The organism is Jiangella sp. DSM 45060, from assembly GCF_900105175.1.
Classification (GTDB): Bacteria; Actinomycetota; Actinomycetes; order Jiangellales; family Jiangellaceae; genus Jiangella.
Genome location: NZ_LT629771.1, coordinates 2,454,349 through 2,479,640 on the forward strand (window position 1 = coordinate 2,454,349; position 25,292 = coordinate 2,479,640).

Here is a 25,292-nt window from a genome sequence, read left to right on the forward strand (position 1 = left end):
GGGGCCGACAGCGCGGCGTGGGTCGATGCGCCCAGGGCCGCTGATACGCTCGCAGGTGGAAACCGACGTCCTTTAAGTCCCGTCCCGTGAGGCGGGGAAGGGGGTCCTGCGACGCATGTCTCGCGACCTGTCCGGCGCGCGTGAAGTGCTCGACGGCGACGATGTCGCTCGGGCGCTGACGCGAATCGCTCACGAGGTGGTCGAGCGCAACAAGGGCGCTGCCGACCTCGTTCTGCTCGGCATCCCCAAACGCGGCGTACCGCTGGCGTACCGGCTGGCCGATCGCATCTCCGCGGTCGAGGGCACCGAGGTCCCGGTGGGGGCGCTCGACGTCACGATGTACCGCGACGATCTGCGGTTGCGGCCGGCTCGGGCGCTCGAACGCACCGACATCCCGCCGGGCGGCGTCGACGACCGCATCGTGGTGCTGGTCGACGACGTGCTGTTCTCGGGGCGGACGATCCGCGCCGCGCTCACGGCGCTGGAGGACATCGGGCGGCCGCGCGCCGTCCGGCTGGTCGTCCTCGTCGACCGCGGGCACCGGCAGCTGCCCATCCGTGCCGACCACGTCGGCAAGAACATCCCGACGTCGCTGGCGGAGAGCGTGAAGGTCCGGCTCGCCGAGTCCGACGGCCACGACGGCGTCGTGCTCGGGAGACCGGCCGGCGACCAGAGCGCGCCGGAGAGTGCTCCGGGTGCCGGGAACGGGTCCGGCGGCGATATGGGCGCGGCGGCCGAGGGGGAGGTGCGGCAGCGATGATCCGCCACCTGTTGTCGGCGGGCGACCTGTCGCTGGAGGACGCGACGCTGGTGCTCGACACCGCCGACGAGATGGCCCGGCTGACCGAGGGGCGCGCGGTGAAGAAGCTGCCGACGCTGCGGGGCCGCACCGTGGTGAACCTGTTCTTCGAGGACTCCACCCGCACCCGCACGTCGTTCGAGCTGGCGGCGAAGCGACTGTCCGCCGACGTCGTGAACTTCTCGGCGAAGGGGTCCAGCTTGTCGAAGGGCGAGAGCCTCAAGGACACTGCGCTGACGCTCGAGGCGATGGGCGCCGACGGTGTCGTCGTGCGGCACTCCGCCAGCGGCGCGCCGTACCGGCTGGCGACGTCGGGCTGGATCAACGCCTGCGTGGTCAACGCCGGCGACGGCACCCACGAGCACCCGACGCAGGCGCTGCTCGACGCGTTCACCATGCGACGCCACCTGGGCGACCTGGCGGGCAAGCAGATCGTCATCGTCGGCGACGTGCTGCACAGCCGGGTCGCGCGCAGCAACGTCCTGCTGCTGGCGACGCTCGGGGCGAAGGTCACGCTGGTGGCCCCGCCGACGCTGCTGCCCAACGGCGTCGAGCACTGGCCGTGCGAGACCAGCCTCCACCTCGACGACGCGCTGGGCGGGGCCGACGCGGTCATGATGCTGCGGGTTCAGAACGAGCGCATGAACGACGCCTTCTTCCCGTCGGCGCGCGAGTACAGCCGCCGCTACGGCCTCGACTCCCGGCGCCAGGCGCTGATGCCGCCCGGCGCGCTGGTGCTGCACCCGGGCCCGATGAACCGCGGCATGGAGATCACGGCCGAGGTCGCCGACAGCGCCCGCTCGGTCATCGTCGAGCAGGTCACGAACGGCGTCTACGTGCGCATGGCGGTCCTGTACCTGATGCTCGCCGGCACGACCACCGAGGAGGCAGCGTGACCACCACGCTCATCACCAACGCACGCGTCCTCGGCGGCGAGCCGCAGGACATCCGCATCGAGGACGGCGTCATCGTCGCGCTCGGCGCGGACGCACGAGCAGAAGCCGGCGCCGGCGGGGGAACGGACGGGGCTCGCGGTGCGGTCGACTCCGGTGGCATCACCGTCGTCGACGCGACGGGGCTGATCGCGCTGCCGGGCCTGGTCGACCTCCACACGCACCTGCGCGAGCCCGGCCGCGAGGACGCCGAGACCGTCGAGACGGGCACGAGGGCGGCGGCCCGCGGCGGGTTCACCGCCGTCCACGCCATGGCCAACACCGACCCCGTCGCCGACACCGCGGGCGTCGTCGAGCAGGTGTGGCGGCTCGGGCGCGAGGCCGGGCACGCCGACGTCCGCCCGGTCGGCGCCGTCACCGTCGGACTGAAGGGCGAGCGGCTGGCCGAGCTCGGCGCCATGGCCGAGTCCGCCGCCGGCGTGCGGGTGTTCTCCGACGACGGCATCTGCGTCCACGACGCCATGCTCATGCGCCGGGCGCTGGAGTACGTGAAGGCGTTCGACGGGGTCATCGCGCAGCATGCGCAGGAGCCGCGGCTGACCGAGGGCGCGCAGATGAACGAGGGCGAGCTGTCCGGCCGGCTGGGCCTGCGCGGCTGGCCGAGCGTCGCCGAGGAGGCCATCGTCGCCCGCGACGTGCTGCTGGCGGCGCACGTCGGCTCGCGGGTGCACATCTGCCACCTGTCGACGAAGGGGTCGGTCGAGATCGTCCGGCTGGCGAAGGAGCGCGGCCTGCCGGTGACGGCCGAGGTGACGCCGCACCACCTGCTGCTGACGGACGAGCTGGTGGCCGGCTACGACCCGCGCTACAAGGTCAACCCGCCGCTGCGCTCCGCCGACGACGTCGCCGCGCTGCGGGAGGCGCTGGCCGACGGCACCATCGACATCGTCGCCACCGACCATGCGCCGCACCCGGTCGAGGCCAAGGACTGCGAGTGGGACGCGGCCGCGTTCGGCATGCTCGGGCTCGAGACGGCTCTGTCGGTCGTGCAGCACACCATGGTCGACACCGGGCTGCTCGACTGGGCCGGCGTCGCCGACCGCATGTCATTCGCCCCGGCCCGCATCGGCCGCTGCGACACCGGCGACCACCCGCACGGCCGGCCCATCGCCGCCGGCGAGCCGGCCAACCTCACCCTCGTCGACCCGACCACCACCACCACGGTCGACCCGTCGGCATCGGCGTCGCTGTCGCGGAACACGCCCTACGAGGGCATGAAGCTGCCGGGCACCGTCGTCGCGACGTTCCTGCGCGGCCGGCCCACGTTCCTGCGCGAAGGCGCCACGCCGTGACCGTGCGAGCGGCATCGATGCGGGTCGAGACGAAGCATCCGGCTGCCTTTGCGATGAGCACCCATGCGCATCGATGCGTATCGGTGCTCATTGCAAAGCGGTCCGAAAGGGGAGAACCATGACGACGAGCGCACCGGCGCTGCTCGTGCTCGAGGACGGCCGGACGTTCCGCGGCCGCTCGTACGGCGCGCCCGGCGAGACGTTCGGCGAGGCCGTCTTCTCGACCGGCATGACCGGCTACCAGGAGACGCTGACCGACCCGTCCTACCACCGCCAGGTGGTGGTGCAGACGGCGCCGCACATCGGCAACACCGGGGTGAACGACGACGACCCCGAGTCCGGCCGCATCTGGGTGGCCGGCTACGTCGTCCGCGACCCCGCCCGCCGCGCGTCGTCGTGGCGCAGCCGGCGCGGCCTCGACGAGGAGCTGGCGGCCCAGGGGGTCGTCGGCATCAGCGGCATCGACACCCGCGCGCTCACCCGCCACCTGCGCGAACGCGGCGCCATGCGGGTCGGCATCTCCACCGTCGAGACCGACCCCGACGCGCTGCGCCGGCGTGTCCTCGACAGCCCGGAGATGCTCGGCGCCGACCTCGCCGCCGAGGTCAGCACCCAAGAGCCGTACGTGGTCAAGGCCGAGGGCGAGCCGAGGTTCACCGTCGTCGCCCTCGACCTCGGCATCAAGACCATGACGCCGCGGCGCATGGCCGAGCGCGGCATCGAGACGCACGTACTCCCGGCGACGGCGACCATCGACGACGTCCTGAGCCGGCAGCCCGACGGGCTGTTCCTGTCCAACGGCCCCGGCGACCCGGCCACGGCCGACCACCCGATGCGCGTCGTCCAGGCGGCGCTCGAGCGCGACCTGCCGTTCTTCGGCATCTGCTTCGGCAACCAGGTGTTCGGCCGCGCGCTCGGCTTCGGCACGTACAAACTCGGCTACGGCCACCGCGGCATCAACCAGCCGGTCCAGGACCGCTCCACCGGCAAGGTCGAGGTGACGGCGCACAACCACGGCTTCGGGGTCGACGCCCCGCGCGACGTCGCCACCGACACACTGTACGGAAAGGCCGAGGTCAGCCACGTCTGCCTCAACGACGACGTCGTCGAGGGCCTGGCGCTGCGCGACGGGGCAGGCCGGCTGAAGGGCTTCTCCGTCCAGTACCACCCCGAGGCCGCGGCCGGCCCGCACGACGCCGCCTACCTGTTCGACCGGTTCACCGAGGTCATGACAACGAAGAAGGAGGCCTGATGCCCAGGCGCACGGACATCGACAGCGTCCTGGTCATCGGCTCGGGCCCGATCGTCATCGGCCAGGCGTGTGAGTTCGACTATTCGGGGACGCAGGCGTGCCGGGTGCTGCGGGCCGAGGGCCTGCGGGTGATCCTGGTGAACAGCAACCCGGCGACGATCATGACCGATCCCGACATCGCCGACGCCACCTACGTCGAGCCGATCACGCCGGAGTTCGTCGAGAAGGTCATCGCGCTGGAGCGTCCCGACGCGCTGCTGGCGACGCTGGGCGGGCAGACGGCGCTGAACACGGCGGTCGCGTTGCACGAGCGTGGCGTGCTCGAGCGGTTCGGGGTCGAGCTGATCGGCGCGTCCATCGACGCCATCGAGCGGGGCGAGAACCGCGAGTCGTTCAAGAAGATCGTCGAGGAGGTCGGTGGCGAGACCGCGCGGTCGGAGATCTGCCACTCGATGGACGACTGCCTGGGCGCGGTCGAGAAGCTGGGCTACCCGGTGGTGGTGCGGCCGTCGTTCACGATGGGCGGCGCCGGTTCGGGCATGGCCTTCGACGAGGACGACCTGCGCCGCATCGCCGGCGCCGGGCTCGACGCGTCGCCGACGACCGAGGTGCTGCTGGAAGAGAGCATCCTCGGCTGGAAGGAGTACGAGCTCGAGGTCATGCGCGACGGCGCGGACAACGTCGTCATCGTCTGCTCCATCGAGAACGTCGACCCGATGGGCGTGCACACCGGCGACTCCGTCACCGTGGCCCCGGCGCTGACGCTGACCGACCGCGAGTACCAGGTCATGCGCGACCAGGCCATCGCGATCATCCGTGCGGTCGGTGTCGACACCGGCGGCTGCAACATCCAGTTCGCGGTCGACCCCGCCGACGGGCGGCTCATCGTCATCGAGATGAACCCGCGGGTGTCGCGCTCGTCCGCGCTGGCCAGCAAGGCGACCGGATTCCCGATCGCGAAGATCGCGGCGAAGGTCGCGCTCGGCTACACGCTGGACGAGATCCCCAACGACATCACCGGCGAGACCCCGGCGTCGTTCGAGCCGACGCTCGACTACGTGGTCGTGAAGGCGCCGCGGTTCGCGTTCGAGAAGTTCCCGGCCGCCGACTCCACGCTGACCACGCACATGAAGAGCGTGGGCGAGGCGATGGCCATCGGCCGCAACTTCACCGAGGCGCTGCAGAAGGCGCTGCGGTCGTTGGAGAAGTCCGACGGCGCGCTCGACTTCGCGACGCCGCCCGGCGACAAGGCCGAGCTGACCGAGAAGGTGAAGCGCCCCTACGACGGGCGGCTGCGCGACGTCCTCGACGCGTTGCGCGCCGGCGCCACCGTCGACGAGCTGTACGAGGCCACCCGCATCGACCCGTGGTTCCTCGATCAGCTGCTGCTGCTCACCGAGGTCGCCGACGAGGTCCGCGTGGCGGCGGAGCTGACGCCTGACCTGCTGCGCGAGGCGAAGCGGCACGGCTTCTCCGACGTCCAGCTGGCGGCGCTGCGCGGCACGCCGGCCGAGGTGGTCCGCGGCGTCCGGCACGCGCTGGGCATCCGGCCGGTGTTCAAGACCGTCGACACCTGCGCCGCGGAGTTCGCGGCGAAGACGCCGTACCACTACTCGTCCTACGACGAGGAGACCGAGGTCGGGCCGCGCGAGCGCGAAGCGGTGATCATCCTGGGGTCCGGGCCGAACCGCATCGGCCAGGGCATCGAGTTCGACTACTCCTGCGTGCACGCGGCCATGGCGCTGCACGACGCTGGCTACGAGACCGTCATGGTCAACTGCAACCCCGAGACGGTGTCGACCGACTACGACACCTCCGACCGCCTCTACTTCGAGCCGCTGACGCTGGAGGACGTCCTCGAGGTCGTGCACGCCGAGCGGCAGGCCGGGCCGGTCGCCGGGGTCATCGTGCAGCTCGGCGGGCAGACCCCGCTGGGTCTGGCGGCGGCGCTGGCCGAGGCCGGCGTCCCCATCGTCGGCACCAGCCCCCAGGCCATCGACCTCGCCGAGGACCGCGGATCGTTCGGCCGGGTGCTCGCCGAGGCGGGGCTGCCCGCGCCGAAGCACGGCACGGCCAGCTCGTTCGACGAAGCGCGCGACATCGCCCACACCATCGGCTACCCGGTGCTGGTGCGCCCGTCGTACGTGCTGGGCGGGCGCGGCATGGAGATCGTCTACGACGACGACACGCTGGCCGACTACATCGGCCGCGCCACCCAGGCCAGCCCGGAGCACCCGGTGCTGGTCGACCGGTTCCTCGACGACGCCGTCGAGATCGACGTCGACGCCCTGTTCGACGGCGACGAGCTCTACCTCGGCGGCGTCATGGAGCACATCGAGGAGGCCGGCATCCACTCCGGCGACTCCGCCTGCGCGCTCCCGCCCATCACGCTGGGCCGCGACGAGCTGGCCCGCATCAAGGCGTCCACCGAGGCCATCGCCCGCGGTGTCGGCGTCCGCGGCCTGCTCAACGTGCAGTACGCGCTGGCCGGCGACGTCCTCTACGTGCTCGAGGCGAACCCGCGGGCGTCGCGGACGGTCCCGTTCGTGTCCAAGGCCACCGGCGTCGCGCTGGCCAAGGCCGCGGCCCGGGTCATGCTCGGCGCCACCATCGCCCAGCTCCGCGACGAGCACCTGCTGCCCGCGACCGGCGACGCCGTCGACCTGCCCGCCGACGCGCCCGCCGCGGTCAAGGAGGCGGTGATGCCGTTCAACCGGTTCCGCACCCCCGACGGCCGCAGCGTCGACACCCTGCTCGGCCCGGAGATGCGCTCCACCGGCGAGGTCATGGGCATCGACGAGCAGTTCGGCACCGCGTTCGCCAAGTCCCAGACCGCGGCGTTCGGCGCGCTGCCCACGTCCGGCACGGTGTTCGTGTCGCTGGCCAACCGCGACAAACGGCACATGATCTTCCCGGTCAAGCGGCTGGCCGACCTCGGCTTCACCATCCTGGCGACCGCCGGCACCGCCGAGGTGCTGCGCCGCAACGGCGTCGAGGCCGAGGTCGTCCGCAAACGCTGGGTCGGCCACGAACCCGACGGCACCCCGACCATCATCGGGCGCATCCTCGCCGGCGACGTCGACCTCATCATCAACACCCCCAGCGGGACGACGACCGGCGGCAGCCCGCGCGCCGACGGCTACGAGATCCGCCGCGCCGCCATCCAGGGCAACATCCCCTGCATCACGACGACACAGGGACTGGCCGCGGCGGTGCAGGGCATCGAGTCGCTGCGGGCCGAGTCGGTGGGTGTCCGGTCGCTGCAGTCCTGGGCCGACCGGTCGTGACGGCGTACGACCAGCTGTTCCGGCGGGTCCTGTCGCGGCTCGACGCCGAGACCGCGCACAAGGGCGCGTTCACGGCGATGCGCGTGGCGGCCCGGGTGCCGGGGCTGGCGGCGTACGGACGGCGCCGGCTCGGCCCGCGCGGGCCGGGTGTCGAGGCGTTCGGGCTGCACTTCCCGGGACCGCTGGGGCTGGCCGCCGGGTTCGACAAGAACGCCGTCGGCATCGACGCCCTGGCCGCGCTCGGCTTCGCGTTCGTCGAGGTGGGGACGGTCACCGGCCGCCCGCAGCCGGGCAACCCGAAGCCGCGGCTGCACCGTCTGGTCGCCGACCGCGCCGTCGTCAACCGCATGGGCTTCAACAACGACGGCGCCGCCGTGGTGGCCGCCCGGCTGGCCCGGCGACGCCGCCGGCGCGGCGCGCTGCCGGTCGTCGTCGGCGTCAACATCGGCAAGTCGAAGGTCGTGCCGGAGGCCGAGGCCGTCGGCGACTACGAGGCCAGCACCCGGCTGCTCGCCCCGTACGCCGACTATCTGGTCGTCAACGTCAGCTCGCCGAACACGCCCGGCCTGCGCGACCTCCAGGCGGTCGAGAAGCTGCGCCCGCTGCTCACCGCCGTCCGGGCGCAGGCCGACGCCGTCACGTCGCGCCGGGTGCCGCTGCTGGTGAAGATCGCGCCCGACCTCGGCGACGATGACGTCCTGGCGGTCGCGAAGCTGGCGCTCGAGCTCGAGCTGGACGGCATCATCGCCACGAACACCACCATCGGCCGCGACGGGCTGCGCTCCACGCCGCTGGCGGTCGAGCGGGCCGGCGCCGGCGGGCTGTCCGGCGCGCCGCTGGCCGACCGGTCGCTGGCGGTGCTGCGGCTGCTGCACGGCGCGGTGGGGGACCGGCTGACGCTGGTCGCGGCCGGCGGCATCGGCTCCGCCGCCGACGCGCACGAGCGGCTGCGGGCCGGCGCCACGCTGGTCCAGGCGTACACCGCGTTCATCTACGGCGGGCCGTTCTGGCCGGCCCGCGTGCAGCGCGAGCTGGCGCGACTGATCGAGGAGGAGCCGTGACGGAGACGTTCGGGCGGCGGCTGCACGCCGCGATGGCCGCCCGCGGCCAGTTCTGCGCGGGCATCGACCCGCACCCCGGCCTGCTCGCCGCCTGGGGTCTCGACGACGACGCCGCCGGGCTGGAGCGGTTCGCCCGCACCGCCGTCGAGGCGCTGGGCAAGACGGTCGCGCTGCTCAAGCCGCAGTCGGCGTTCTTCGAGCGGCACGGCTCGCGCGGCGTCGCCGTGCTGGAACGGGTCATCGCCGACGCGAAGGCGGCCGGCGCGCTGGTGCTGCTGGACGTCAAGCGCGGCGACATCGGCTCGACGATGCAGGCCTACGCCGACGCCTACTGCGACCCCGCGTCGCCGCTGTGCGCCGACGCCGTCACCGTGTCGCCGTACCTGGGCTTCGAGTCGCTGCGCCCGGTGCTCGACACCGCCGCGGCCCACGGCAACGGCGTGTTCGTGCTGGCATTGACGTCGAACCCGGAGGGCCCGGAGGTCCAGCACGCGACGACCGCCGGCGGGCGCACCGTCGCCGGGACGATGCTGGCACACGTCCGTGCCGCCAACGCCGCCGCGCTGGCCGCCGGCGACCCGCTGGGCAGCGTCGGCGTCGTCGTCGGCGCCACCACGGGAGCCACGGGCGAGGACCTCGCCGTCGGCGGGCCGCTGCTGGCGCCGGGCATCGGGGCCCAGGGCGCCACCGTCGCGGACCTCGCGACGGTGTTCGGCGCGGCGCTGCCGCAGGTCGTGCCGGCGGTGTCGAGGGAGGTCCTGGGCGCCGGTCCGGCCCTCGACGCGCTCCGCGCGGCGGCGGTCCGCACCATCGAGGACGTCCGTGACCTGCTGTTTCGTGCCTCCACCCGGGCCTGACCGGCGCAAATCCGCGGACTTCCAGCGCGACACGCGGGGGACCTCGTACCGTGGATTCGTCCGGACAGGTACGGTGGATTACGTTGCTGACCTGGTGGTTCACTCGCTAGGTTCCTGAAACAAGGTTGCCGGAAGCGGTGGCCGGACCCACATCCACACAACGACACAACAGAGGTGACCCGCTCGTGGCGCTCCCTAACCTGACTCCCGAACAGCGCGCGGCCGCTCTCGAGAAGGCTGCCGAAGCTCGCCGGGAGCGTGCGGAGGTCAAGAACCGCCTGAAGAACGCCGGAGCCCGTCTCGGTGACGTGCTCAAGGAAGGCGAGAAGAATGAGGTCATCGGCAAGATGAAGGTTTCCGCCCTCCTCGAGTCGATGCCCGGCGTCGGTAAGGTCCGCGCCAAGCAGATCATGGAGGAGATCGGCATCGCCGAGACCCGTCGCGTGCGCGGCCTGGGTGCCAACCAGTCGGCGGCGCTGATCGAGCGTTTCGGCGGTTGAGCCTGCACACGTCCCATCCGCGGTCGGCCCCGCGGATCATCGTCCTGTCGGGGCCGACGGCGGTCGGAAAGACGACCGTCGTCAAGAAACTGCGCGCCGCCCATCCGGAGCTGTGGATCTCGGTGTCCACGACCACCCGGCCGGCGCGGCCGCGTGAGATCGACGGCGAGCACTACCACTTCGTGGACGACGCCACGTTCGACAAGATGATCGAGCAGGGCGAGTTCCTCGAGTGGGCGGTCGTGCACAAGCGGGCCAAGTACGGCACGCCGCGCGGCCCGATGGAACGTGCGCTGGCCAACGGCGACTCCGTGCTGCTCGAGATCGACCTGCAGGGCGCCCGCCAGGTCAGGGAGACCATCCCCGACGCGCTGTTCGTGTTCCTCGCACCACCGAGCTGGGACGAGCTGGTCCGCCGGCTCGTCGGCCGCGGCACCGAGACCGAGGCCGAGCGCGAGCGCCGGCTGGCCACCGCGCGCGAGGAGCTGGCCGCGGAGGCCGAGTTCGACGTCACGCTCGTGAACACCGACGTCGAGACGGTTTGCGAAGAGTTGGTAGCCTTGATGCGTACACCCCACTTGACAAGCCCGGAGGCATGAACGTGGCCGGAACCCAAGGCGTAGCCGAGGGCATCACCTTCCCACCCATCGACGACCTGCTGGCCAAGACCGACTCCAAGTACGGGCTGGTCATCTACGCGGCCAAGCGGGCGCGGCAGATCAACGCCTACTACTCGCAGCTGGGCGAGGGCCTGCTCGAGTACGTCGGGCCGCTGGTCGAGACGCACGTGCAGGAGAAGCCGCTGTCCATCGCGCTGCGCGAGATCGACGCGGGCCTGCTCACGGCCGAGCACATCGACCCCAACGACATCGACGCCGAGCTGCCGGCCACGCCGCCGGCGCAGGCCGCCGACACGGCCGAGCAGAGCTGACGGCCGGTCGCGGCTGATGGCCGAGATCGTCCTCGGCGTCGGTGGCGGCATCGCCGCCTACAAGGTCGCCGACCTGCTGCGCCGTCTCACCGAGTCCGGTCACGGCGTCACGGTCGTACCCACCAGGTCGGCCCTCCGCTTCGTCGGGGAGCCGACCTGGGCCGCGTTGTCGGGCCGTCCGGTGCGCACCGAGGTGTTCGAGGACGTGCACGAGGTCCCGCACGTGCGCATCGGCCGGCACGCCGACCTCGTCGTGGTCGCTCCGGCCACGGCCGACCTCATGGCGAAGGCCGCGGCCGGGCTGGCCGACGACCTGCTGACGTCGACGCTGCTCACGGCGCGCGGGCCGGTGGTGTTCGTGCCGGCCATGCACACCGAGATGTGGGAGCACCCGGCCACCGTCGCCAACGTCGAGACGCTGCGCCGGCGCGGCGCGCTGGTGGTCGAGCCGGCCGTCGGGCGGCTCACCGGCGCCGACACCGGCAAGGGCCGGCTGCCCGAGCCCGCTGACATCTTCGCGTACGTGTCCGACGTGCTGACGCGCGGCGCCGCGGCCGACGCCGGTCCCGACCTCGCCGGCCGGCACGTCGTGGTCTCCGCCGGCGGCACCCGCGAGCACCTCGACCCGGTCCGGTTCCTCGGCAACCGCTCGTCCGGCCGGCAGGGTTACGCGCTGGCCCGGGCTGCGGCGGCCCGCGGCGCGCGGGTCACGCTGGTGGCGGCGAACGTGGCGCTGCCCGACCCCGCCGGCGTCGACCTCGTGCGGGTCGGCTCGGCGGCGCAGCTGTACGACGCCATGGTCGAGGCCGCGGCCGGCGCCGACGCCGTCGTCATGGCCGCCGCCGTCGCCGACTTCCGGCCGGCCGCCTACGCCGACACCAAGATCAAGAAGACGGCCGACGGCTCGTCGCCGGTCATCGAGCTGGAACGCACCACGGACATCCTGGCGTACCTCGCCGCGCACCGGCCCGACCCGAAGCAGGTCGTCGTCGGGTTCGCCGCCGAGACCGGCGACGCGTCCGGCAGCGTGCTCGACCACGGCCGGGCGAAACTCGCCTCCAAGGGCTGCGACCTGCTGGTGGTGAACGAGGTGGGCGCCGACCGCGGCTTCGAGTCCGAGGACAACGCCGCGGTCGTGCTGGGTGCCGACGGCAGCTCCGTCACCGTCGAGAGCGGCCCGAAGTCGGCCCTCGCGCACGTCGTCTGGGATCTCGTCCGGGCTCGCCTCTGACCGCCGGCTGACATCGCCGCGTCTCAGGATGCGGCCGAAAACTGTCCACTGAGTGGACTCCCGCGCGCGGGCGCGGAGACATTACCCTACAGTTGGGCTGCTCGGACGGTAGTCCGCGTCAAGAGGGGGCTTGCGTTGTCTCTACGTCTGTTCACATCCGAATCCGTCACCGAAGGTCATCCAGACAAGATCTGCGACCAGATCAGTGACGCCGTGCTCGACGCCCTGCTGAAGGACGACCCGAACAGCCGCGTCGCGGTCGAGTCGATGGTCACCACCGGGCTGGTCCACGTGGCCGGCGAGGTGACCACCCAGGGCTACGCCGACATCCCGGGCATCGTGCGCGACACCATCCTGGGTATCGGCTACGACTCGTCGACCAAGGGCTTCGACGGCTACTCGTGCGGCGTGTCGGTCTCCATCGGCTCGCAGTCGCAGGACATCGCGCAGGGTGTGGACTCCGCCTACGAGCATCGCGTCGAGGGCGACCTCGACCCGCTGGACCTGCAGGGGGCGGGCGACCAGGGGCTGATGTTCGGCTACGCGAGCGACGAGACGCCCGAGCTGATGCCGCTGCCGATCATCGTCGCGCACCGGCTGGCGCAGCGGCTGGCCGAGGTGCGCCGCTCCGGCGCCGTGCCGTACCTGCGCCCCGACGGCAAGACCCAGGTCACCATCGAGTACGACGGCGACCGCCCGGTCCGCCTCGACACCGTCGTCGTGTCGACGCAGCACGCCGCCAACATCGACCTCCAGCAGCTGCTGACGCCCGACATCGCGCACCAGGTCGTCAAGCCGGTGCTCGAGACGTTCGAGCTCGACGAGCACGACTTCCGGCTGCTGGTGAACCCGACCGGCCGGTTCGAGATCGGCGGCCCCATGGGCGACGCCGGCCTCACCGGGCGGAAGATCATCATCGACACCTACGGCGGCATGGCCCGCCACGGCGGCGGCGCGTTCAGCGGCAAGGACCCGTCGAAGGTCGACCGCTCCGGCGCCTACGCCATGCGGTGGGTGGCGAAGAACGTCGTCGCGGCCGGGCTGGCCCGCCGGTGCGAGGTGCAGGTCGCGTACGCCATCGGCAAGGCCGAGCCGGTCGGGCTGTTCCTCGAGAGCTTCGGCACCGAGACGGTCCCGGTCGAGCGCATCGAGAAGGCCGTCAGCGAGGTCTTCGACCTGCGCCCGGCGGCCATCATCCGCGACCTCGACCTCAAGCGGCCCATCTACGCCCAGACGGCCGCATACGGGCACTTCGGGCGCGAGCTGCCCGACTTCACCTGGGAGCGCACGGATCGGGTCGATGCCCTGAGGGCCGCCGCCGGCTGATCGTCCGCGCGGCCGAGGCGAAGATCGTCCCCCGAGGCCCAGCGGCGTGCGGAACGGCGTCCGTAGCGTGATGGCATGCGCCGGGGCGCCGCCCCGACCCGGACCGGCCGCTGCTCGACACCACCGCAGCACGCTGGGCTTCGTCACGTCCGCGTTCTCCTCGCCCGACGGCACCTGGCTGGGCGCTCAGGTGGGAGTCGTGGAGAAACTGGACCGCGTCCTCGGGTAGAAACGGTCTGTGAGCGCATCCGAGCCGGCCGAGCCCGATCAGCTGGCGCTGGTCGCCGCGCCCGGCCGGCGCCGGTTCCGCACGCGCGAGCCCGAGCCGCTCGCCGGCGAGCGGCAGGTGGCGTCGGTGCTGGTCGACGTCGGGCTGCCGCACCTCGACCGGCCGTTCGACTACCTCGTGCCCGCCTCGATGGACGACGACGCGGTCGTGGGCGCGCGGGTGTCGGTGCGCTTCGCCGGCACCGACCACGACGGCTTCGTCGTCGCCCGCAAGGACTCCAGCGACCACGACGGCAAGCTGGCCCGGCTCCGCCGCGTCGTGTCGGCCGAGCCGGTGCTGGCGCCCGAGATCGTCGCGCTGGCCCGCGCCGTCGCCGACCGCTACGCCGGCACCGTCTCCGACGTCCTGCGGCTGGCCGTCCCGCCCCGGCACGCCACCGCCGAGAAGGCCGCGTCGCCCGAGCCGCCGGACGCACCGGAGCGGCCCGACCCCGGCGGCTGGGCCGAGCACGTCGACGGCGTCGCGCTGCTCGACGCGCTGGCCGGCGGGGGAGCGCCACGTGCCGTCTGGAACCCCGGCCCGGCGGCCGACTGGCCCGACCTCGTGGCCCGGCTGGTGGCCACGACCCTGTCCGCCGGACGCGGCGCGCTGGTGGTGCTGCCCGACGGCCGCGACCTCGAGCTGGCGTCGGCCGCGCTGACGGCGCTGCTGGGCGCGGGCAGCCACGTCGAGCTGGCCGCCGACGCCGGGCCGTCGACGCGGTACAAGCGCTGGCTGGCGGTGCGCCGCGGGGCCGTGCGGGCCGTCGTCGGAACCCGGTCGGCGGCATTCGCGCCGGTGCACGACCTCGGCCTGGTGGTCGTCTGGGACGACGGCGACGACCTGCACGCCGAGCCGCGGGCACCGTACCCGCACGCGCGCGAGGTGCTGCTGCTGCGCGCCTTCCAGGCCGGCGCGGCCGCCGTCGTCGGGGGATTCGCCCGCACCGCCGAGGCCGAGCAGCTGGTGGCGACCGGCTGGGCGCGGCCGGTGACGCCGTCGCGGCCGGCCGTGCGGGCCGCGGCGCCGCGGGTGCACTCCAGCGGCGACGACCACGAGCAGGCCCGAGACGAAGCCGCCCGCACCGCCCGGCTGCCGTCGCTGGCGTGGCGTACGGCGCGGGCCGGGCTGGGCCGTGGGCCGGTCCTGGTGCAGGTGCCACGGGCCGGGTACCTGCCCGGCGTGGCCTGCGGCCGCTGCCGCACGCCCGCGCGCTGTACGGCCTGCTCCGGGCCGCTGGTGCTGGGCCAGGCCGACCGGCCGCCGCGGTGCGCGTGGTGCGCCACGGAGTACCCGTCGTGGCGCTGCGGCGAGTGCGGGCACGGCGCGCTGCGGGCGACCGTCGTCGGGGTGCGGCGCACGGCGGAGGAGCTGGGCCGGGCGTTCCCGGGCGTCCCGGTGCTGCTGTCGCGCGGCGACGCCGTCCGCTCCTCGGTCGAGGCCGAGCCGGCGCTGGTGGTCGCGACCCCGGGTGCTGAGCCGGTGGCGGCCGGCGGGTACGCGGCGGCGCTGCTGCTGGACGGCACGGCGCTGCTGGCCCGCACCGGCCTGCGGGCCGCCGAGGAGGCGCTGCGGCGCTGGCTGCGGGCCGCCGCGCTCGTCCGTCCCGGCACCATGGGCGGCGAGATCGTCGTCGTCGCCGACCCCGGTGCGCCGGCCGTGCAGGCGCTGGTGCGCTGGGACCCGGCCGGTTTCGCCGGACGCGAGCTGGCCGAGCGGTCCGGCCTGCACCTGCCCCCGGCCGCCCGCGTGGCCGAGCTCACCGGCGCCCCCGCCGACGTCGACGACCTGCTCATGCACCTCGACCTCCCCGACGGCGCCGAGGTCATCGGCCCGGTCCCGGTCGACGACGGCGCGCGGGCGATGATCCGGGCGCCCCGTGCGGCGGGGACGGCGCTGGCGGGGGCGCTGCGGTCGGCGGCCGGCATCCGGTCGGCCCGGCGCACCGGGGGATCGGTCCGCGTCCGCGTCGACCCCGTCGACTTCGGCTAGGCGGAGATCTCCCGGTAGAACGCCACCGCGTCGGCCGGGCGCCCGTCGAACACCAGGCGGCCGTCGTCGAAGACGAGGACGCGGTCCATGGCCAGCACGGCGTCGAGGTCGTGCGTCACCAGCACGACCCGCTGCGGCAGCTCGCTCAGCAGCGTCAGCACCTTCCGGGTGTTGCGCAGGTCCAGCAGGGTCGTCGGCTCGTCGCACACGAGCACCTTCGGCTCGGTCACCAGCACCGAGCAGAGCGCCAGCAGCTGCTTCTGCCCGCCCGACAGCAGGTGCGCCGGGTGGTCGGCGTGCCCGGCCAGCCCGAACGACTCCAGCGCCTCGGCGACCCGCTCGGCCACGGCGGCCGAGGGCAGGTCACGCAGCCCGAACGCGACGTCCTCGGCGACCGTCGGCATCAGGATCTGCGCGTCGGGGTCGGTGAACACGAACCCGACCGACCGCCGCACCTGCGCGCCCGACCGGCCCCGCGTCGACAGCCCGTCCACCGTCACCGACCCCGACGTCGGCAGCACCAGGCCGTTGAGCAGCCGCGCGAACGTCGACTTGCCCGAACCGTTCGCCCCGATGACGCCGACCCGGTGCTCCGTCAGGGTGACGGTGACGTCGCGCAGGACCGTGCGGTCGCCGTACCGGTGCGTGACGGCGTCGACCTCGATCACCGGGACATCACAGCGAGGACGCGGCGAAGGTGTCGCAGGCCGCGATGTCGCCGGTCTCGAAGCCGGTGGTGAACCAGCGCTGCCGCTGCTCGCTGGAACCGTGCGTCCACGACTCGGGCGTGACGGTGCCCTGGAACCGCTCCTGGATGTAGTCGTCGCCGACGGTCTCGGCGGCCGACAGCGCGTCGGCGATGTCCTGGTTCGTCAACTCGGTGATGAGCGGCTGGCCGGACTCGTCGTCGGCCGTGGTGGCGGCGTGCGCCCACATGCCGGCGTAGCAGTCGGCCTGCAGCTCCAGCCGGACGGCGTCGGACGACGGGCCGGACTGGGTGCGCACGCGCTGCATCTGGCCGGTGAGGTTCTGCACGTGGTGACCGTACTCGTGCGCCAGCACGTACGCCTCGGCGAACTGGCCGCTCGGCCCGCCGTAGGTGGTGCGCAGCTGCTCGAAGAAGCCGAGGTCGAGGTAGACCTTCTGGTCGCCGGGGCAGTAGAACGGCCCGACCTGCGACGACGCCGTGCCGCACCGGGTGGTGACGGAGGACGTGAAGAACGTGGTGGTGGCGGGCGTGTACCGCTCGCCGGCCGCCGCGAAGTAGTCGTCCCAGAAGTCCTGCGTCGAGTTCACGTACAGCACGAACCGGCAGTCGGGGTTCTCGTCGATGTCGGCGACCACCTGGCACTCGCGCTCCAGCTCGCCCTCCGAGCCCGGGGCCGCCTCGACCGCGGGGGAGTCCGAGCCGCCGAGGAGGTCGGCCGGGTTGGTGCCGGTCAGCAGCGCGAGCAGGGTCAGGATGACGACGCCGATGCCGCCGCCGGCCGCCGCCGTGCGGCCGGCCGGGCGCCGGCCGCGCTGGTCGGACACCTGGGAAGGATCCAGGCGTGCTCGCCGGTTGAACTTCATGGCCGATTCACCTCCCGCGTAGACTGCACACCATGATGCCCGTGGCGGACTGATCGTGCTGGACCGATCGCCCACCCATTCCGAGGCCACGGAGAGTTCACCCTGACATGATCACCGCTCATCAGCTCGAAGTGCGCGCAGGCGCGCAGATCCTGCTCGAGGACGCCAGCTTCCGCATCGGTCCCGGCGACAAGGTCGGCCTGGTCGGCCGCAACGGCGCCGGCAAGACCACGCTGACCCGCATCCTGGCCGACGAGGGCCAGCCGGCGTCCGGCTCCGTGGTGCGTACCGGCCCCATCGGCTACCTGCCGCAGGATCCCCGCGTCGGCGACCCCGAGGTCATCGCCCGCGACCGCATCCTCAGCGCCCGCGGGCTCGACGTCGTCGTCGCGAGCATGCGCAAGGCCGAGAAGCAGATGGCGTCCAGCGACGCCGCCGAGCACGAGCGCGGCATGCGCCGCTACGCCCGGCTCGAGGCCGAGTTCCTGGCGGCCGGCGGGTACGCCGTCGAGAGCGAGGCGGCCAGCATCGCCGCCAGCCTGGGGCTGCCCGACCGCGTGCTGGCCCAGCCGCTGCGCACGCTCTCCGGCGGCCAGCGGCGCCGGGTCGAGCTGGCCCGCATCCTGTTCTCCGACGCCGAGACGCTGCTCCTGGACGAGCCGACGAACCACCTGGACGCCGACTCCATCGTGTGGCTGCGCGACTTCCTGCGGGCCTACAAGGGCGGCCTGGTGGTCATCAGCCACGACGTCGCGTTGCTCGACAAGACCGTCAACCGCGTCTTCCACCTCGACGCCAACCGCGCCGCCCTCGACGTCTACAACATCGGCTGGACGGCCTACCTGGCCCAGCGCGAGACCGACGAGCGCCGCCGGCACCGCGAGCGGGCCAACGCCGAGAAGAAGGCCGCCGCGCTCAAGGCGCAGGCCGACCGCATGCGCTACAAGGCCACCAAGGCCACCGCGGCGCAGAACATGGACCGCAGGGCGCAGCGGCTGCTGGCCGGCCTCGAGGAGCAGCGCCGCTCCGACAAGGTGGCCAAGCTGCGCTTCCCCGACCCCGCGCCGTGCGGCAAGACGCCGCTCACCGCGTCCGGGCTGTCGAAGTCGTACGGGTCGCTGGAGGTCTTCACCGACGTCGACCTCGCCATCGACCGCGGCAGCCGGGTCGTCATCCTGGGCCTCAACGGCGCCGGCAAGACGACGCTGCTGCGGCTGCTGGCCGGCATCGAGGAGGCCGACACCGGCGGCGTCGAGCCCGGGCACGGGCTGCGGCTGGGCTACTACGCCCAGGAGCACGAGACGCTCGACACCTCGCGCACGGTCCTCGAGAACCTGCGCAGCGCCGCTCCCGACCTCCCGGAGCTGGAGGCGCGGCGGGTCCTCGGCTCGTTCCTGTTCTCCGGCGACGCCGTCGACAAACCGGCCGCCGTGCTGTCCGGCGGCGAGAAGACCCGCCTGGCGCTGGCGTCGCTGGTCGTGTCCAGCGCGAACGTGCTGCTGCTGGACGAGCCGACGAACAACCTCGACCCCGCCTCCCGCGAGGAGGTGCTGGCCGCGCTGCGCTCGTTCGCCGGCGCGATCGTCCTGGTGACGCACGACGAAGGCGCCGTCGAGGCGCTGGGCCCGGAACGGGTCGTGTTGCTCCCCGACGGAGTCGAAGATCTGTGGAACCCTGACTATGCGGAGCTCGTCTCACTCGCATAGGAGAGGCCGATCCCGCCTGCGTTTTTTCGTTCCATCGAGGGACGATCGCGTCTTCGAGTGGCGAAAAAGCGTAATGGAGCGGATCATTGTCCTCTGTCATGCAGGACAACGAAACGGGAGGACGCGTGGCCGAGAAGTTGGTAAAAGGCGCGCGGATCAGTGGGGGGCAGCGTGACAAGCTCGCCTCTGACCTGAAGAAGAAGTACGAAGGTGGTCGGAGCATCCGCGAGCTCGCCACCGAAACCGGGCGTTCCTACGGGTTCGTCCACCGGGTTCTGTCGGAGTCCGGTGTCAACCTACGAGGCCGTGGAGGGGCCACACGAGGCAAGGCGAAGAAGCAGGCCTGACACAGCCCCAGTTGGTCGAGATGCCGGAGGAGGGTGGCCTCCAGCAGCTCGATCACCCCGACTAACGCTTCGTCACCCATCGCGCGGTCCCCGGCGCGCATCGCCCGTACGGGCGAGCGGCGGCGAATCACCGAGTCAGCCCGGCCGGTGAATCGTTCGGCGGATTCTCGAGTCGTCGTACTCGAAACCGTGGGGCCTTCTTGGAGCCGATCGGCGAGTCCGGCATTTCGGACAGCCTAAACGGTCGCACTCCGCACTGTTGATCTTGCTTCGCGCCATTCCCGAGTAATGGGTGTGCTTTCACGCAGAGTGACGTGAAGGCAGTGTCGGTGCCCGTTCGCGTTCTTTGCGCGAGGGGCCATCGGGCGCTTCGCCATGCCCGGAAACGCTCCGCACGCTTCGGCGGCGGGCGGCCGGTACGGACCGGTTCCGTCACCATGCGTGACGAATGCGCCCAAGTCCGCCGCCGCGGCGGCGATCACCGTGCGTGACGATCCGCCGTCATGGCACACGGCAGGCGGCACGCTCAGAGCGAACGGGGGAAGAACCCCCGCGCGCCCGACGTTGTCGGCGCCAGGTCGCATGATGGTGCAGTCGGACGCGAGGGAGGTCGGCGCCGGTGTCGATGGGGATGGGTCACGCCTGGCGCGCCTCCAGGTCGTTCTCCGGCGACCAGTCGGTCACGCACAAACGGCTGGCGCGGGGTACGGTCCGGCGCATCGCCGGCTACGGCCGGCCCTACCGCCGTCAGATCGCCGTCTTCCTCGCCACCACCATCGCCGCCGCGGCGTCCGCGGTCGCCGTGCCGTTGCTGCTGCAGGTCCTCATCGACGACGGCGTCAGCACCGGCGACCGGTCGGTCGTCGTGTGGGCCGCCCTCGCGGTGGCCGGGCTGGCCGTCGTCGACGTCGTCCTGGGGCTGCTCGGCCGGTGGATGTCCGCCCGGGTCGGCGAGGGCCTGATCTTCGACCTGCGCCGCCAGGTCTTCGACCACGTCCAGCGCCAGTCGGTCGCGTTCTTCACCCGCACCCAGACCGGTTCGCTGGTGTCGCGGCTCAACAGCGACGTCATCGGCGCGCAGCAGGCGTTCACCGGCACGCTCTCGCAGATCGTCAGCAACGTCGTCACGCTGGCGCTGGCGCTCGGCGCCATGATCCTGCTGTCGTGGCAGATCACCCTCATCGTGCTGGTCCTGGTGCCGCTGTTCCTGCTGCCGGCCCGCTTCATCGGCCGCCGGCTGGCCGACATCAGCCGCGAGTCCATGCAGCTCAACGCCGCGATGAGCCAGACGATGACCGAGCGGTTCAACGTCTCCGGCGCGCTGCTGGTGAAGATCTTCGGCCGTTACCACGACGAGAACGCCGACTTCGGGCAGGCCGCCGGCCGGGTCCGCGACATCGGCGTCGTCCAGGCGCTCTACGCCCGCTACTTCTTCCTCGGCCTGACCTTCCTCGCCTCGCTGGCCACCGCCGTCGTCTACGGCGTCGGCGGCTGGCTGGCCGTCGGCGGCACGCTGGAGGTCGGCACGCTGGTGGCGCTGGCCGCGCTGCTGACCCGCCTCTACGGTCCGCTCACCGCGCTCTCGAACGTCCAGGTCGACATCATGACGGCGCTGGTCAGCTTCGAGCGGGTGTTCGAGGTGCTCGACCTCCCGCCGATGGTCCGCGACGCGCCCGGCGCCCGGCCGCTGCCCGGCGGCGACGAGCAGCTGTCGGTGCGGTTCGAGGACGTCCATTTCACCTATCCGGGCGACGAGGTGTCGCTGGCCTCGCTCGAGGCGGTGGCCCGGCCGGCCGCCGCGGCGCCCGAGCCGGTGCTCGAGGGCGTCTCGTTCGACGTCGCGCCGGGCGAGATGGTCGCGCTGGTCGGCCCGTCCGGCGCCGGCAAGTCGACGATCACGCACCTGGTGTCGCGGCTCTACGACCCCACCTCCGGCGTCGTCCGGGTCGGCGACCGCGACCTGCGCGACGTCCAGCTCGAATCGCTGCACGAGGCCGTCGGCGTCGTCACCCAGGACGCGCACCTGTTCCACGACACCATCCGCTACAACCTCGCCTACGCCCGGCCCGGCGCCACCGACGACGACCTGTGGGCCGCGCTCGAGGCGGCGCAGATCGCCGGGCTGGTGCGGTCGCTGTCCGAGGGCCTCGACACCGTCGTCGGCGACCGCGGCTACCGGCTGTCCGGCGGTGAGAAACAGCGGCTGGCCATCGCCCGGCTGCTGCTCAAGGCGCCCCGCGTGGTGGTGCTCGACGAAGCCACCGCCCACCTCGACTCCGAGTCCGAGCTGGCGGTACAGCGGGCGCTCGAGACCGCGCTGACCGGGCGCACCTCGCTGGTCATCGCCCACCGCCTGTCCACCATCCGCGGCGCCGACACCATCCTCGTCGTCGACGACGGCCGCATCGTCGAGCGCGGCACGCACGAGCAGCTGCTCGCCGCCGGTGGGACCTACGCCGAGCTCTACCGCACCCAATTCGCCCTGCAGGACGCCGCCCGCCCGGCCTGAGCGGTCACAGGGAGCGGATCGAGCCTCCGTCGACGGCGATCATGGAGCCGGTGAGGTAGGACGCGGCGGGGGAGAGGACGAAGGCGGCGACGCGGCCGAACTCCTCCGGGCGGCCGTAGCGGCGCAGCGGGATGACCTTCGACGCCGCTGCCTTGACCTCCTCGGGGTCGCGGCCGGACATCGTGGCCAGTTCGCGCAGGCGATCGGTCTCGATGCTGCCGGGCAGCAGCCCCACCGCGCGCACGCCGTCGGGCCCGAGCTCGTCGGCCAGCTGCTTGATCACCATGGCCAGGCCCGGCCGCAGCCCGTTCGACGCGGCGAGGCCGGCGATGGGCGACTTCACCGAGCTGGACAGCACGAACGCCAGCGCGCCACCGCCGGACAGCCGGCCCGCGACCACCCGGGCCAGCCGGACGGCGCCGAGGAAGACGCTGTCGAACGCGGCCCTCCACTGGTCGTCGTCGAGGTCGACCACGCGGCCGGCCGGCGGCCCGCCGACGCTGACCAGGGCGCCGTCGAGCCGGCCGAAGCGGTCCAGCGCGAGGTCGGCCAGCCGCTCCGGCGTGCCCGGGTCGGCGTTGTCGGCCGCCACGCCCACGACGGAGCCTGAGCCGAGGTCGTCCACCGCGGCGTCGACCGACTCCTGCGAGCGTGACGTCAGCACCAGCCGAGCGCCGTCGGCGACCAGGGCCTCGGCCCCGGCCCGGCCCAGCCCGCGGGTGCCGCCGGTGACGATGTAGACGCGATCCTTCAGCCCGAGATCCATGGATACCAACCCTACGAGCCGTCAGGCGCGGCCGGTGGCCGGACCCTCGACGTCGGCGAGCAGGAAGGCGGCCGTCACGAGCGGGATGTGGCTGAGTGCCTGCGGGAAGTTGCCGACCATGCGCCCGATGCGCGGGTCGTACTCCTCGGCCAGCAGCCCGAGGTCGTTGCGCAGGCTCAGCAGGTGCTCGAACAGGTCCCGCGCCCGCTCGGGGCGCCCGGTCAGGTGCAACGCCTCGACCAGCCAGAACGAGCAGGCCAGGAACGCGCCCTCGTCGCCCGGCAGGCCGTCGACGTCGTGCTCGGTGCGGTAGCGCAGCACCAGGCCGCTGTCGGTGGACAGCTCCTTCGCGACGGCGTCGACGGTGCCGGCGACGCGGGGGTCGTCGGGCGGCAGGAAGCCGACGATCGGGATCTGCAGCAGCGCGGCGTCGAGGGCCGGGTGGTCGTAGGACTGGGTGAAGGTGTTGCGATCCGGATCGTAACCGTGTGCGACGACGTCCTTCATGATCGTCGCCCGTAGCGCCCGCCACCGGTCCGGGTGCCCGGGCGCGCCGCCGTCCTCCAGAGCGTCGACGGCGCGGTCGGCGGCCACCCAGGCCATGACCTTGGAGTGGACGAAATGCCGGCGCTCGCCGCGGATCTCCCAGATGCCCTCGTCGGGCTGCGACCACGCGCCCTCGAGGTGCTGCAGCAGCTTCTCCTGCAGTGCCCACACGTGCCGCTCCAGCGGCAGCCCGTGCTGACGGGCCCGGGCCAGCGTGTCGATGACCTCGCCGTAGACGTCGATCTGCAGCTGCTCGGCGGCGGCGTTGCCGACCCGCACCGGGCGGGACCCCTCGTAGCCGGCCAGCCAGCCGATCTCGTACTCCGGCAGCCGCCGCTCACCGCTGAGGCCGTACATGATCTGCAGGTCCGACGGGTTGCCGCCGATGGCCCGGATCAGCCAGTCGCGCCAGGCCCGCGCTTCGTCGACGTACCCGCTGCGGATCAGCGCGTCCAGCGTGAACGCGGAGTCGCGCAGCCAGCAGTAGCGGTAGTCCCAGTTGCGCACGCCGCCGAGGTCCTCGGGCAGCGACGTGGTGGGGGCGGCGACGATGCCGCCGGTCGGCTGGTACGTCAGCGCCTTGAGGGTGATCAGCGAGCGCATGACGGCGTCGCGGTACGGGCCGTCGTACCGGCACCGCGCCGCCCACTCCGTCCAGAACCGCTCGGTCTCGTCGAGCGCGCGCAGTGGGTCGACCGGCCGGCTGGGCGGGTGGTGCGACGGCCCCCACGCCAGCACGAAGCTCACCCGCTCGCCCGCGCTCACGGCGAAGTCGGAGTGCGTCGTCAGCGACCGGCCGTACGTGGGGACCTCGGTGTGCAGCGCGACGGAGTCGGGCCCGGCCACGCCGACGATGAGGCCGCCGTCGCGGTGCATCCACGGCACCGAGCGGCCGTAGTCGAAGCGCAGCCGCAGTTCGCTGTGCATCGTCACCCGGCCGGACAGCCCTTCGACGATGCGGACGACGTCGTGCTCGCCGGTGCTCTCGGGCATGAAGTCGATGACCTTGACGCTGCCGTCGGGGGTGTCCCAGACGTGCTCCAGGATCAGCGTGTCGCCGCGGTACCAGCGGCGGTCGGCCGGGCCGGCGCCCATCGGGGCGAGCCGCCAGAAGCCGTTCTTCTCGGTGCCGAGCAGCGACGCGAAGCAGGCGGCGGAGTCGAACCGGGGCAGGCAGAGCCAGTCGATGGTGCCGTCGCGGTCGACCAGGGCGGCGGTGTGGAGGTCGCCGATGATGCCGTGATCCTCGATCAGCCCCGTCATGTCCCCATGTCTACCCGACGGGGCCGGCCCGCGCCGGGGTGTCGGCGCCGGTGTCGCCGGATGCCTCGTCGCGGCCGCGCGCCTCGGCCCGGATCAGCAGGACGAACCCGCCGACGCCGACGACGGCGAACAGGAACCACTGGATCGCGTACGACAGATGCGGCCCGGACTCCGTGGCGGGGGGGTCGATGAGCTGCAGCGACGTCGCCGGCTCGGGGTCCTGGGTGATCAGCTCGCCCCAGGCGCCGTAGAACGGGTAGGGCAGCCCGGCGGCGATCGCCTCGACGTCGACGAAGCGCACCGATCCCGTCGACGGATCGACGTCGTGGCCGGTCTCGCTGTGCCGGACCCGCGCGGTGACGGTGACCTCGCCGCCGGACGGCGTGGGCAGCTCGATCTCGTCGTCGTCGCGGCCGTCGGCGGGCACGAACCCGCGGTCGACCAGCAGCGCGGTGCCGTCGTCGCCGACCAGCGGGGTCAGCGCGTGCACGCCGCGGGTGCCGTCGACGGGGCGCAGCCGCAGCCGCAGCTCGTTGTCGACGTCCCAGCGGCCGGTGACCTGCACGGTGCTCCACTCGTCGCCCTCGGCCAGGGCCTGGCCGGGCGGGACGAGCTCGGCGGCCGGCACCGCGTCGCCGTCGACGTTGGCCTCGATGACGGCGTTGCGGTCCTGCCGCTGCTCGTTGCGGTCGAGCTGCCAGAGCCCGAGGCGGACGCACACCAGCACCAGGAGCACCCCGGCGAGCGTGCGCACCAGCCAGCGCCGCGACGCCAGGAACTTGTACACGGCATCGACGGTACGCCGAGGCCTCACTTCTGGCCCCACCGGGGCAT

General features: G+C 72.8%; 21 protein-coding genes. 16 read left to right on the forward strand and 5 right to left on the reverse strand.

Annotated features, from left to right (window positions below):
• The first annotated feature begins 115 nt into the window (after positions 1-115).
• From pyrR to BLU82_RS11055, 13 genes are all read left to right on the forward strand, one after another.
• Complete coding sequence (gene pyrR / locus BLU82_RS10995) at positions 116-760, forward strand: bifunctional pyr operon transcriptional regulator/uracil phosphoribosyltransferase PyrR (protein ID WP_092619701.1); 645 nt, start codon at positions 116-118, stop codon at positions 758-760.
• Positions 757-1,695 (forward strand): aspartate carbamoyltransferase catalytic subunit, encoded by a 939-nt coding sequence (locus BLU82_RS11000; RefSeq protein WP_092619704.1) that lies wholly within the window; start codon positions 757-759, stop codon positions 1,693-1,695. Before pyrR ends, BLU82_RS11000 begins: the two co-directional genes overlap by 4 nt.
• On the forward strand, positions 1,692-3,044 hold the full coding sequence (locus BLU82_RS11005; RefSeq protein ID WP_092619707.1) for a dihydroorotase: 1,353 nt from the start codon (positions 1,692-1,694) through the stop codon (positions 3,042-3,044). Before BLU82_RS11000 ends, BLU82_RS11005 begins: the two co-directional genes overlap by 4 nt.
• Before the next feature lie 118 nt (positions 3,045-3,162).
• A complete protein-coding gene (carA, locus tag BLU82_RS11010) occupies positions 3,163-4,296 on the forward strand; it encodes a glutamine-hydrolyzing carbamoyl-phosphate synthase small subunit (protein ID WP_092619710.1) in 1,134 nt (377 codons plus the stop codon).
• Positions 4,296-7,583, forward strand: coding sequence for a carbamoyl-phosphate synthase large subunit (gene carB, locus BLU82_RS11015; RefSeq protein WP_092619713.1), 3,288 nt, complete (start codon positions 4,296-4,298; stop codon positions 7,581-7,583). The genes carA and carB overlap by 1 nt, the downstream gene beginning before the upstream one ends.
• Complete coding sequence (locus BLU82_RS11020) at positions 7,580-8,644, forward strand: quinone-dependent dihydroorotate dehydrogenase (protein WP_172885576.1); 1,065 nt, start codon at positions 7,580-7,582, stop codon at positions 8,642-8,644. The genes carB and BLU82_RS11020 overlap by 4 nt, the downstream gene beginning before the upstream one ends.
• Before the next feature lie 32 nt (positions 8,645-8,676).
• A complete protein-coding gene (gene pyrF, locus BLU82_RS11025; protein ID WP_370246315.1) occupies positions 8,677-9,501 on the forward strand; it encodes an orotidine-5'-phosphate decarboxylase in 825 nt (274 codons plus the stop codon).
• A gap of 185 nt (positions 9,502-9,686) precedes the next feature.
• Complete coding sequence (gene mihF / locus BLU82_RS11030; RefSeq protein WP_026875881.1) at positions 9,687-10,001, forward strand: integration host factor, actinobacterial type; 315 nt, start codon at positions 9,687-9,689, stop codon at positions 9,999-10,001.
• Positions 9,998-10,600, forward strand: a complete 603-nt coding sequence (gene gmk, locus BLU82_RS11035; RefSeq protein WP_092619719.1) for a guanylate kinase — start codon at positions 9,998-10,000, stop codon at positions 10,598-10,600. Before mihF ends, gmk begins: the two co-directional genes overlap by 4 nt.
• Before the next feature lie 2 nt (positions 10,601-10,602).
• A complete protein-coding gene (gene rpoZ, locus BLU82_RS11040; RefSeq protein WP_069115186.1) occupies positions 10,603-10,932 on the forward strand; it encodes a DNA-directed RNA polymerase subunit omega in 330 nt (109 codons plus the stop codon).
• 16 nt (positions 10,933-10,948) lie between these two features.
• A complete protein-coding gene (gene coaBC / locus BLU82_RS11045; protein WP_092619722.1) occupies positions 10,949-12,163 on the forward strand; it encodes a bifunctional phosphopantothenoylcysteine decarboxylase/phosphopantothenate--cysteine ligase CoaBC in 1,215 nt (404 codons plus the stop codon).
• A gap of 135 nt (positions 12,164-12,298) precedes the next feature.
• Positions 12,299-13,489, forward strand: a complete 1,191-nt coding sequence (metK, locus tag BLU82_RS11050; RefSeq protein ID WP_092619725.1) for a methionine adenosyltransferase — start codon at positions 12,299-12,301, stop codon at positions 13,487-13,489.
• Positions 13,490-13,727: 238 nt separating this feature from the next.
• Positions 13,728-15,749, forward strand: a complete 2,022-nt coding sequence (locus BLU82_RS11055) for a primosomal protein N' (protein WP_092619728.1) — start codon at positions 13,728-13,730, stop codon at positions 15,747-15,749.
• On the opposite strand, the gene BLU82_RS11060 is transcribed toward BLU82_RS11055, so the two are convergent.
• The gene (locus BLU82_RS11060) at positions 15,746-16,417 is read right to left on the reverse strand and encodes an energy-coupling factor ABC transporter ATP-binding protein (protein ID WP_092619731.1); all 672 of its coding nucleotides are present in this window, start codon (positions 16,415-16,417) and stop codon (positions 15,746-15,748) included. The two genes, BLU82_RS11055 and BLU82_RS11060, sit on opposite strands and share 4 nt — an antisense overlap.
• Positions 16,418-16,424: 7 nt before the next feature.
• Positions 16,425-17,321 carry a neutral zinc metallopeptidase gene (locus BLU82_RS11065; protein ID WP_092619734.1) on the reverse strand — a complete coding sequence of 299 codons (897 nt, stop codon included), beginning with the start codon at positions 17,319-17,321 and terminating at the stop codon, positions 16,425-16,427.
• A gap of 107 nt (positions 17,322-17,428) precedes the next feature.
• Here BLU82_RS11065 and BLU82_RS11070 point away from each other — a divergent pair, with 107 nt between their 5' ends.
• The 3 genes from BLU82_RS11070 (at position 17,429) to BLU82_RS11080 (ending at position 21,883) form a co-directional block, all read left to right on the forward strand.
• Complete coding sequence (locus tag BLU82_RS11070) at positions 17,429-19,027, forward strand: ABC-F family ATP-binding cassette domain-containing protein (RefSeq protein ID WP_092619737.1); 1,599 nt, start codon at positions 17,429-17,431, stop codon at positions 19,025-19,027.
• Positions 19,028-19,152: 125 nt separating this feature from the next.
• Positions 19,153-19,374, forward strand: a complete 222-nt coding sequence (locus BLU82_RS11075) for a helix-turn-helix domain-containing protein (RefSeq protein WP_074946318.1) — start codon at positions 19,153-19,155, stop codon at positions 19,372-19,374.
• Between the two features lie 625 nt (positions 19,375-19,999).
• Positions 20,000-21,883 carry an ABC transporter ATP-binding protein gene (locus BLU82_RS11080; RefSeq protein ID WP_231947823.1) on the forward strand — a complete coding sequence of 628 codons (1,884 nt, stop codon included), beginning with the start codon at positions 20,000-20,002 and terminating at the stop codon, positions 21,881-21,883.
• 4 nt (positions 21,884-21,887) lie between these two features.
• Here BLU82_RS11080 and BLU82_RS11085 read toward each other — a convergent pair whose 3' ends face one another.
• From BLU82_RS11085 to BLU82_RS11095, 3 genes are read right to left on the reverse strand one after another with little or no spacing between them, the layout of a single operon-like run.
• Positions 21,888-22,649 carry an SDR family oxidoreductase gene (locus tag BLU82_RS11085; RefSeq protein WP_092619743.1) on the reverse strand — a complete coding sequence of 254 codons (762 nt, stop codon included), beginning with the start codon at positions 22,647-22,649 and terminating at the stop codon, positions 21,888-21,890.
• A 21-nt stretch (positions 22,650-22,670) separates the two neighbouring features.
• Positions 22,671-24,458 carry a glycoside hydrolase family 15 protein gene (locus BLU82_RS11090; protein ID WP_092619746.1) on the reverse strand — a complete coding sequence of 596 codons (1,788 nt, stop codon included), beginning with the start codon at positions 24,456-24,458 and terminating at the stop codon, positions 22,671-22,673.
• A gap of 10 nt (positions 24,459-24,468) precedes the next feature.
• The gene (locus BLU82_RS11095; RefSeq protein WP_157740813.1) at positions 24,469-25,245 is read right to left on the reverse strand and encodes an SURF1 family protein; all 777 of its coding nucleotides are present in this window, start codon (positions 25,243-25,245) and stop codon (positions 24,469-24,471) included.
• Positions 25,246-25,292: the final 47 nt, after the last annotated feature.